1 protein-coding gene is annotated in these 652 nt (G+C 61.5%); it reads right to left on the bottom strand.

Annotated features, from left to right (window positions below; all coding sequences use genetic code 11):
* On the bottom strand, positions 1-639 hold a 639-nt coding region (locus ACK8OU_RS20400), incomplete at its 3' end, for an enoyl-CoA hydratase/isomerase family protein (RefSeq protein ID WP_410305152.1).
* Between the last annotated feature and the right edge of the window lie 13 nt (positions 640-652).

Raw genomic sequence — 652 nt, 5'->3', positions numbered from 1 at the left:
AACCCTCTTGAGAAAATGCAGGCTGGTCGGTGCGCGATTCTCGTAGACCTTTACCATCTTCTTGGCCTCGTCCAGCGCCCCGCCCTTCGGCGTCAGTCGATTGAGCGCGCCTATCCGATAGGCTTCCTGGGCGTCGATGACATCCCCGGAGAACATGATTTCGAGCGCCTTCGGAATTCCGACCACGCGGGGCAGTCTCTGAGTGCCGCCGGCGCCCGGCACGGAACCGATCTTCGAACTGGTCATGGCGTATGTTGAACCCTCGGCGCCAACCCGGATATCGCAGGCGAGGGCCAACTCCCATCCGCCTGTCATGCAGAATCCCTCGATCGCGGCGAGGACCGGCTTCTTGAGGTTCTCGAGGCCCGCATTCAGGCGGTGCCATGCGTTCAGATAGTCCACGGTGACAACCGCTCCCTGCGTCGCTCGCGCCTCGTTCAAATCCGCACCGGCAGAGAAGTAGTCGGGACCGCCCGTGAGAATGACCGCCCGGCTGTCAGATTCTGCCTCGCCCTGACGGCACGCATCGAGTATCTCGTCCATGCACTGCAGGCTGATTGCGTTGCGGCGGGACGGCCTGTTGAGGGTCACAACGAAGGACGGCCCGTCCCGATCGATCTTCAGTGTTTCGTAGTCCATAGTCATTTCTCCA

The sequence above is a fragment of the Pontitalea aquivivens genome, assembly GCF_046507575.1.
GTDB lineage: Bacteria > Pseudomonadota > Alphaproteobacteria > Rhodobacterales > Rhodobacteraceae > Pontitalea > Pontitalea aquivivens.
The sequence above is the reverse complement of the archived record's forward strand: the minus strand, read 5'-3'. Positions and strand labels throughout refer to the sequence as shown.